Origin of the sequence: Pseudoalteromonas sp. PPB1, assembly GCF_015356275.1 — a bacterium.
Classification (GTDB): Bacteria; Pseudomonadota; Gammaproteobacteria; order Enterobacterales; family Alteromonadaceae; genus Pseudoalteromonas; species Pseudoalteromonas rubra_D.
Window position 1 is genome coordinate 67,726 of the sequence record NZ_JACEQV010000016.1, and the last position, 10,429, is coordinate 78,154.

The following is a 10,429-nucleotide window of genomic DNA, read 5'->3' on the forward strand; positions in this document are numbered from 1 at the left end:
AACGTTAGGGAATGGTATTTTTAGTTCAGTTGTCGTCCCGTCAGATTAACACTAACAAACAATTTGAGCCTGTACGAATACAAAGTGTCATGATTAATTTTATTTTTAATCATGTGCTTATGTTCTTCAGGTGTTAAAGGTGTAGTTGATTAGCGTGGCTTGCGGTTTTAAGCGGTTAGTTAACCTTTAAACCATAATGACAGGATAATACGACTTTGCAGTTATCAATAGCCGCAGAGGTCGCATATTGTCATTGTGTTTATGTAATTAATTGGTTTTTTCCAATTTTACGGATCGGACAACTGTGCTTAATACCAGCAGAGGCGCTAGCTAATGTCGCCAGCTCTGGGTCGTTGAGTCAGGTGTTCTGATCAAAGGAACTTACTCAATAAACCTTGTATGGGTATGGCATGAATAACGACTTAGTGGCTACATTAGTGACATTGGCCCGGACACGTGGCGATGACATTGCATATCAGTATTTCTTCGAAGATAACCAACCGGCAGTTTCCCTGAGCTATGCTGAGCTCGACTTAAAATCTAGAAAAATCGCAGCACGTTTGCTCACTTATTTTGACAGAGGTGACAGAGCTTTGCTCTTGTACAACTCAGGGTTTGAGTTTGTTGAAGCCTTTTTTGCCTGCCTATACGCTGGCATAGTGGCAGTGCCTGTATACCCGCCAAAAAAGAATCAAAATACCGATAGACTGAGGAGCATCATAGAAGACGCTGGCGCAACCGGTGCGCTGACCAGCAGCAAGATTTACGAAATCGCTCAGCCACTGTTTGAAGCTGAAACCAGCCTCAGTAATGTGTCTATCATCGCCACCGACAGTGAAGGTGTTGAGCAGGTTGAGCCTATGGCCTGGCAGGACATTCGCATAGCACCACAAGATCTGGCCTTTTTGCAATATACCTCAGGTTCGACGGGTAGCCCCAAAGGGGTGATGGTGAGCCACGCGAACATCATGGACAACGAAGAAATGATGAAGCTGGCTTTCGGTCACAGTGCACAAACACCTATCGTCAGCTGGCTGCCGCATTTCCATGATATGGGGCTCATCTTTGGCATCTTGCATCCTATATACATTGGTGCCCCTGCGGCCCTGATGAACCCGACATCGTTTTTGCAAAAACCCTTGCGATGGCTGAAGTTACTGAGCGAGACCAAAGCCGTGACTTCCAGTGCCCCTAATTTTGCCTATGATCTGTGTGTCGACACAATTAAAGAAGAAGAGCTGGCAAACTTAGACCTATCGCATTGGCAAAGTGCACTGAATGGCGCTGAGCCAGTTCGAGCCAGCACTCTTGAGCGTTTTTATCAGAAGTTTAAGCACTGCGGTTTTCGTCGTGAGGCCACGGCCCCCTGTTATGGCATGGCTGAAACCACCCTGTTTGCCACGGGCGGACGTTTGATGAAAACGCCGTCGGTGCTGCAGCTGGATAGTAAAGAGATGCATCAGGGAAAAGCTTCGTTACTATCAGAACCTGCGGCGCACACAGAGTTGTTTTACGATTTGAATGTTGCAGATAACACGCCAACAGACAATCAGCCCTATTATGCGGTGTCATGCGGCAGCACCTGGCATGGCCACACCCTGGCCATTGTGAACCCAGAAACTAAACAGCGTTGTGCGGATGGGCATACTGGCGAGATCTGGGTGAAAGGCGCCAGTGTTGCTCAGGGCTACTGGCGTAAGGCTGAGCAGACCAAAGAGATTTTTCAGGCGCGTATTGCTGATGATAGTGACGGCCCGTATTTGCGCACTGGCGACCTGGGTTTTGTGCATCAAAACGAGCTGTATGTCACGGGGCGTGCCAAGGACGTGATGATTTTCCGCGGTAAAAACTATTACCCTCAGGATATTGAGCTCACTGTGGTGGAGGCGCATGCTGCCATGGACAATAATGGCGGGGCGGCGTTTTCCTATTTGTCTGAACAAGGCGAAGAGCGCCTGGTTATCGTGCAGCAGGTCAAGCGTACGGCGGTGCGCAAACTGAATGAGCAAGAGATCTTTGCCGCTATTACGTCAGCGATTACCGAACAACATGGCATTACACCGTATGAGGTTGTGTTGATTAAGCCCGGGCGGATCCTGAAAACCTCCAGCGGCAAAATTCAGCGTCAGGAAAACAAACGCCATTATCTGGCAAATACCTTTGACGTGTTAGCCCGTTCACGAGCTCAGCAGAGCGCGTCAGACAAAGCGCCACACCCAGCAAAAAACACGCATTATTCGGACATTGAAGCGACGTTACGCACTGTCTTACAGGAAGTGGTGGGGCTCGAAGTTGACCGCCAGCCGAACAGCCTGGATGTTGACGCCACCTTTTTATCTCTGGGTGTCGACTCGATGAAAGCCGTACGGATCTCGGGCGAGTTGATGGAGCTGCATGATATCGAACTCGAAGCCACGGTGCTTTACGAGTATCCATCGATTGCCCAGCTTGCTAGTCATTTGAGTCAGTTTGACTCGGTACGCGAACGATTGAGTGCGCAAGTGCCTGAACACTCAGCGCAGCAAGCGACAAATTCGACGGCCACGCAATACCAGCGTGAAGTGCGTGCGGTCACGGATAATATGGATGTGGCAGTCATTGGTATGGCATGCCGTTATCCGCAAGCCACCGACCTCACTGGATACTGGCAATTGCTGATGGATAAACGCGACGCCATTAGTGTGCCAAACGCGGTGCGACAGGCGCTGTGTCCTGAACTCGGCCAGACGCGTCTGGGAGGGTATCTGGATAATATTGAGCAGTTTGATGCTGGGTTATTCGGTATTTCACCGGCAGAAGCCAGATACATCGACCCACAGCATCGTTTGCTGCTTGAAACCAGCTTCCATGCCATTCAGTCAGCCGGCATGATGCCCGCTGAATTGGCCGGCCAGCCCGTTGGCGTATATGTGGGTATTTCTCAGAATGATTACTTCAATATGTCGAACAAGGCACAACAGGGGAATGCGTATCTCGGTACAGGCACCGCGCTGAGCATTGCGGCCAATCGTCTGTCCTATACCTATAATTTTACGGGCCCGAGTCTGTCGGTGGATACGGCTTGTTCTTCCTCTTTGGTTGCTTTGCACCATGCGCTGACCGGGATCCGTGCGGGTGATATGCCAATGGCACTGGTGAGTGGTGTGAACCTGATCCTCAGTAATGAGGTCACGGACGCCTGTGAGAATGCGCAAATGCTGGCGCAGGATGGTCGCTGCAAGACATTCTCACGCGCTGCCGATGGCTATGTGCGCAGTGAGGGCGTGGGTTGTGTGTTATTAAAGCCCCTGACTCAGGCAATGGCAGACAGAGACCCGATCTACGGAGTACTGAAAGGCAGTGCAGTGAATCAGGACGGGCGCAGCAATGGGATTACGGCACCGAATGGTGCATCGCAACAAAGGGTGATCAAGTCGGCTTTACACAATGCGGCTTTAGCAGCTGCGGATGTGCAATATATTGAAACCCATGGCACGGGCACTGAACTGGGTGATCCAATCGAAGTTTCGGCACTGGCTAAAGTGTATGGCGAAGGACGCGCGCCCAACCAGCCTTTACTGCTGGGCTCTGCAAAAGCCAACATTGGTCACCTGGAGTCCGGTGCGGGCCTTGCAGGGCTGATTAAAACGCTGTTGTGCCTGGATAAAGGGCAAGTACCCGCGCAGTTACATACCGCGCAGCTCAACACCCATATTCCATGGCAAAAGCTGCCGGTGCGGGTTGCGACACAAGCCCAGAGCTGGCCTGCTCAGACTGGACAGGACAGGCTGGCAGCGGTCAGTTCGTTTGGATTTGGTGGCACCAATGCCCATGTGATCTGTGCCCAGGCACCTGCTTATGCGACTCAGGATAACAAAGCCTCATCGCAAAACTCGGGGTATGTGCTGCCATTGTCGGCAAAATCTGCCAAATCACTGACTGAGCTTGTTAGTCGTTATGCCGATACACTGAGCACGGCAACGCCACAAGCGTTCGATGCCCTGATCAGTCAGACCGCGAGCATGCCGCATTTCAAGGAAGCTCGTTGTGCTTTTGTTGGTGAAACCAGAGAGGCGCTGGTTGCGGCGCTAAAAGATCATGCTCAGTTAACTGGTTCTGCAGATGACGCGCAGGCGTCAACGCGGGAGCTGGTGTTCCTGTTCACCGGGCAAGGGGCACAATATCCGGATATGGGCAAAGCTCTGTATGAGTCGCAGCCGGTGTTCCGTGATGCCATCAATGAATGTGACCGTTTGCTTGGCGATAAGTTGGGGCCAAGACTGACCACAGTTTTGTACAGCGATCCGAGCGAGCAGTATCTGGCGCAGACTCAATGGACTCAGGTGTGTTTATTTGCCATCGAGTATGCCCAGGCGCAGCTATGGCTCAGCCGGGGTCTCAAGCCGGAGCGTCTGGTGAGCCACAGTGTTGGAGAATATGCTGCGGCCTGTATAGCAGGCGTGTTTTCGCTTACCGACGCAATCAAGTTGATTGCACAGCGTGGTCGTCTAATGAACGCACTGGCGGATAATGGTCGTATGGTGACTGCGCGCTGTGAGCGTGCTCAGGCTGATGCGTTGGTGACTGATATAGCCGGGCAGCTCTCTGTATCGGCTTACCATGGTGAGTCGGGTGTGGTGTTTTCTGGTCACAATAGTGCCATGGATACTTTGTGCCAGGCGCTCGATGATGCAGGTATACGCCACAAAGCTATCAATACAGCGCGGGCATTCCATTCTCCGTTGATGCAACCTATGCTCAGTGAATTCGCTGAGGTGGCCGCGCAAGTTACCTATCATCAGCCAACAATCCCTTTCATTTCGTCTGTCACGGGTCAGCAAGAAGCGCTGCGGCTGTGCGATCCTGGTTATTGGGTTGAGCAGATCTGTGCGCCGGTACAGTTTGAATCCTGCATAGCTCAGCTGTCTCAGTCAGACGCTTATTGTGCCCTTGAGCTGGGGCCTAAACCGGTGTTATGTGGCCTGTTGCAGGAAAATCGCCCTGCTGAACGGTGTGAGTTTTTACATGTATTGCATGCCAAAGGCGCTGATTTACCACGCTTGTTATCAGTGCAAGGGCGTTTGTTTGAGTTGGGCATAACGCTTGACTGGAACCAGCTATACGCGGATGACACTCAGCCCAAAGCTCCATTGCCTTTGTATCCGTTCGACCACAGTCCTTACTGGATTGCGGAGCTACCGACTGAATTAAACACGCAGCTCGACGCTGAGACAACGCAGTCGCAAGCAGGTCATGCGAGCACTACTCGAGAAGAAGCGATCCGTCACTTTGTGCTCAGTACTTTGTCGCGCTTGTTATCTATGCCGATTAGTGACATTCAGACTCATGTGCCGCTATTGGAAATGGGTGTGGATTCGTTAATGATCATGAATGCTGTGCGCACTTACGAGCGGGAATTTGGATTGGAGTTTAGTGTACGCCAGTTCTATGAAACGCTTAGTACGGTTGATTTACTGGTGGCATACATCATTGAACACAGTGATTATCAATGTCAGGAAGCAAAGTCAACACCACCATCAGGACAAGGCAGCAGCAACACCGTACTTGCATTACCGGCTGAGCCAACGTCAGTGTCCGCGCCGAATGACCTGGTTGCAACTATTTGTCGCGAACAATTGCAGGCCGCCGCGTCAGTCACCAATACCAGTGCAGCAACCAGTGTTGAAGCGGTCGCCGCTCGTCAATTAGCCATGCTACAAGGTATGAGTGGCCAGGTTGGCACACAGCCAGTTAGTACGGCACTTGCAGCGACAGCTGCTCCGCAGGCTTTAACCAAACAGACTTTAGCTGAACAGTCTTTGACGCAGCAAAGTGAAGCCGCCCAGGTTTTACCTGGGTTCGCTCAAAAGCAAATAACCACGGCTGCCAGCAGCCAATCTGTACAAAAGCATCTGGCTTCACTAATTGAACGTTATTGTGCCAAAACACCTTTGTCGAAAGCCATGGTGTCTGAGCATCGCCCACATTTGGCGGACTGTCGCGCGTCGGCAGGATTCCGTATGTCCAGTAAAGAACTCCTGTATCCGGTCTTTGGACAACGCTGTGAAGGCAGTCGGATCTGGGATATTGATGGCAATGAATATATTGATATTACCATGGACTTTGGCGTCAACCTGTTTGGCCACAAGCCCGACTTTGTCACCGAGGCGCTGAATCAGCAGATAGAGAATGGTCTGCAACTGGGGCTGGCAAGTGCACAAGCCTGTGATGTGGCTGAACTTATCAGTGAGTTAACCGCACTGGAGCGCGTTACCTTTTGCAACTCCGGCACTGAGGCGGTGATGACTGCGGTGCGTCTGGCACGCAACAAAACCCGGCGTAACAAAATCGTGCAGTTTGAAGGGGCTTATCATGGCCACTATGACGGCACGCTGGCGCAAAATGCCCCGGGCGGGGAGTCGGTTGAACCTATGTGCAGCGGCGTCAGAGCGGGCGCGATTAGTGATAATCTGGTGCTTGAATACGGTGCAGAGTCCGCGCTGGATGCCATCCGAGCGCAGGGTAGCGATATTGCAGCTGTGCTGGTTGAGCCGGTGCAAAGTCGTCATCCGGGGCACCAGCCTTGGGCATTTTTGCACTCACTCAGAGCACTGACTGCCGAGCTGGGGATCGCGCTTATCTTTGATGAGATGATCACTGGGTTCAGAGCGCATCCAGGTGGTGTGCAGGCGATGCTGGGGATCCAGGCGGATATGGCCACCTATGGCAAGATCGTCGGTGGCGGTTTGCCTGTAGGGGTTGTTGCAGGCAGCCACGAATATATGGATGGCATTGATGGGGGCGTCTGGCAGTATGGTGATACTTCTTATCCGCAAGCGGATACCACCTTTTTTGCCGGCACTTTCTGTAAACACCCATTGGTGATGGCCAGCGCTAAAGCCGTACTAAGTGAAATTAAAGCGCAAGGCGCGCAGCTACAAGAAGCGATTACCGATAAAACTCAATATCTTGCACAAACACTGAATACGTTTTTTGCGCAGCAGCAAATTCCAATGCAGATAGAGCATTTTGCCTCTTTGTTCCGCTTCCGCTTTAGTCAGAATCTGGACGTGTTCTTTTATGAAATGCTCAATCGTGGCGTGTTTATCTGGGAAGGGCGCAATTGTTTTCTGTCGGCCGCACATACAGAAGTAGATGTTAAGGCCATTATTCAGACCGTCAAAGACAGTGTACTGGCGCTAAAAGCGGCCGGTTATTTTGGCGAACCGGACCCGACAGATGCACAGCCTGAGCGTTTCCCGTTAACGGGGGCACAGCAGCAACTACTGGCGCTGGCGCTCAAATCTGAGCAGGGCGCTCAAGCGTATCACTTACAGGTGGTATTACGTCTCAACGGGCCTTTAGACAAAACCCGTCTCACGCAGGCGATTGCTCAGCTGCTTACTGATTATCCATTGCTGAGTTACACCGTGGATCCGCTCACTTTGTCGCATGTGCAGCTTACACGACAGGCTCTGGCTTTAACTGAGCATGAGTGCAGTGACAAATCGCAATCGCTTCAGACCTGGCTTACGGAATTGCGTTATCGGCCCTTTGAGTTTGGTGTCCAGCCTCTGTGCCGCTTTGATTTATTGCCATGCGGTACTCATGAGTATGTACTTAGCATTAGCGCGCACCACGTGTTGTACGATGGGCTCAGCCTGCAACAGTTGATGAGTCGCATTGCGGACAATTATAGCCAAGCGGATAGTCAAGCAACTCCACCTGCTATGGTGCACTTTAGTGCCTATGTTGAGGGCGTGAAACATTATCTGAATAGTGAAGTATATCAGCAGGATAAAGCTTATTGGCTCGGTAAACTGACCCCGTGCGAAGCGCTGACTCTGCCAATGCGTTCCGGGGCAGGCAGTCAGGAAAGCTTTGCCGTTGAAAAGCGGGTGTTTACACTGGATGCGTTACCTCAAATTAAGGTGCTGAGTCAGTCTCAGGGATGTGGTCAGTTTGCCACCTTGCTGGCTGTCTATGCCTTATGGTTACACAAGCTGACGGGACAAAAACACATCGCAGTTGGCATTCCGGTCTCTGATCGGGGCTTACTCAGCGACAGCTACGACCCGGATGACCTGGATGAGCATTTACCTGGTTATTGCACCAATATCTTACCCATCGTCGCTGAATTCACTGGCCCGCTGACTGTGGGTGAGTTAATCAAGCAGGTGCAATCCAGCCTGCTTGAGGCCTTTGAGCATCAGCACCTGCCATACAGCGAACTAACGCATGAACCAGTATGTCTGCCACAGACACTCTTTAACCTGGATAAAGTGCAACACTTGCCTGAATTTTCTGGACTGAAGGTGTCGACTTGCACAACAGATACCCGCTTTGGCCAGTATGAATTAAGCTGCAACCTGTTGTGTGTGGATGGTCAGTGGACGCTGGAGTTGGAGTATCTGAGCGCACGCTACGACAGCGCTATGATGAACAGTTATGCGCAGTCGCTGATCACTCTGTTTGCGAGTCTTGAACCTGAGCAGACGTGCAGCCATGCAAGTTTGCTGGACAACGAGACTCGGGCACAGTTGCTAGCGCCGGTTTCTGACAGCCCAGCTTTGCCGTTGCTGCTGGATGCATTAACAGAGCAAGTGGTGCAGTCTTCGCAAGAGAGCGCGTTGATTTGCTCAGGGCACTCGCTCAACTATGAGCAATTGCAAGCGCGCGCCAATCAGCTTGCAAATTACCTGATGGCGCAGGGCGTGGGCCGTGACTCTCTGGTAGCGATTGCATTGCCACGACGGACTGAGCTATTGGTTGCTTTACTGGCCGTGTTGAAAACCGGTGCCGCGTTTTTACCACTTGATTTGAGCTTTCCGCAGGCCAGATTGCAGGACATGCTAAACGACAGCCAGGCTGCTTTCTTGTTGTGTGATGAGCTGAGTGAAGCGGCGGTCGCCATTGCTAATACTCATATTGAGGTTGTCGACCTGGATGCCCGGCAAACTGAGATTGCTTCATATCCGAGCACATTTGAAGTCCAGGCAATTTCTCCCGAGCAACGTGCTTATGTGATTTACACATCAGGCTCCACTGGTAAGCCCAAAGGAGTGGAGATCAGTCATGGGGCGCTGGCAAATCTGTTACACACTATGGTGAAAGAACCCGGTCTGTGCCGCACAGATTGCCTGTTAAGTGTGACCACCATTGCCTTCGATATCGCATTGTTGGAGTTGTTCGGACCCCTGATGGTTGGCGCAACGGTACTGCTGGCCAGCGACCAGGCCTGTAGTGACCCAAATGCGCTGCTTGAGCTCATTGGTCAACATCCGGTGACTGTCATGCAGGCTACGCCAACTTTATGGCAATTACTGCTCTCGGCCCGTCCTGAATGTGTTACCGGATTAACCGTTTGGAGCGGCGGAGAGCCCCTGACTGAGATACTTGCTGCGCAACTGCTTTCGCAGGCAAAGGCGCTGTGGAATATGTACGGACCCACCGAAACCACCATTTGGTCTGCAACCACTCAGATCTTTGACCCTGACGATATCACCATCGGCAAGCCTGTCGCCAATACTCGCCTGATTGTGTTGAGTGAAGATGCGACATCGAGTGCTGACATGCAGCCTGATGGCGTATGGGGGGAGCTATGGATAGGCGGGGCTGGCCTGGCCAATGGCTATTTGGCACGATCTGAACTAACCGACGCCCGTTTTGTGACCTATGAGTTTGATGGTGAACACAGTGAACGACTTTATCGGACCGGCGACAGAGCCCGCAGACTGGCTGATGGTCGATTTGAACTCGACGGTCGCCTCGATCATCAAGTCAAATTACACGGTCACCGGATTGAATTAGGCGAGATAGAGGCTCAGTTGCGTAAGGTGCTGAGTGATGTGGATGTGCGCGTATTTATTAAAACCACAGCGCAAAATCAGAGGGCGTTGTGCGCCTATGCCATTGAACAGGGCGAGCTGGCACAGCACTGGAATATCAGTGCGCTACGCAGCGCGTTGGCTAATCACTTACCTGCTTATATGTTGCCGGAGTATTTGTGCTGGCTCTCGCAGTGGCCAACCACGGCCAATGGCAAGCTGGATCGTAACGCGCTGACGGTACCCGACACCAACTATGCGACACAAACCACCTTATGCGCGCCGAACAACCCGGTAGAAACTCAAATCCTGGCCTTCTATCTTGAGTTGTTAAACACCGAGCAGCTAGGTACCCGGCACAACTTCTTTGAATGTGGTGGCAATTCGGTGCTGGCCATGCAGCTGATCTCCCGGTTAAACCAGCACTTTGCTATCAGAGCGACAGTGGGAGACATCTTTGATAACCCCAGTGTCATGCAATTGGCAGTGCGTGTGGATGAGCTGGTGAGTGCAGGGCCAGTGACAGACTCACAAGGCGTTGAACGCCTCAGTAATATTGTCAGTGGTCGCGATATCAGTGTGGCATTAGATGATCAATCCATGACGGAGATGGACTTGTAAGT

The 10,429-nt window shown here is 51.8% G+C and carries 1 protein-coding gene; it reads left to right on the plus strand.

Annotated elements, in window-relative coordinates; all coding sequences use genetic code 11:
• The first annotated feature begins 410 nt into the window (after positions 1 to 410).
• Entirely contained in the window at positions 411 to 10,427 is a 10,017-nt protein-coding gene (locus tag IY568_RS16420) for a non-ribosomal peptide synthetase/type I polyketide synthase (RefSeq protein WP_194868130.1), read from the plus strand.
• Positions 10,428 to 10,429 lie beyond the last annotated feature (2 nt).

Bases quoted from the DNA above. Each gene is read 5' to 3' on its own strand.
- IY568_RS16420 (WP_194868130.1), top strand. From the start codon at position 411: ATGAATAACGACTTAGTGGCTACATTAGTGACATTGGCCCGGACACGT.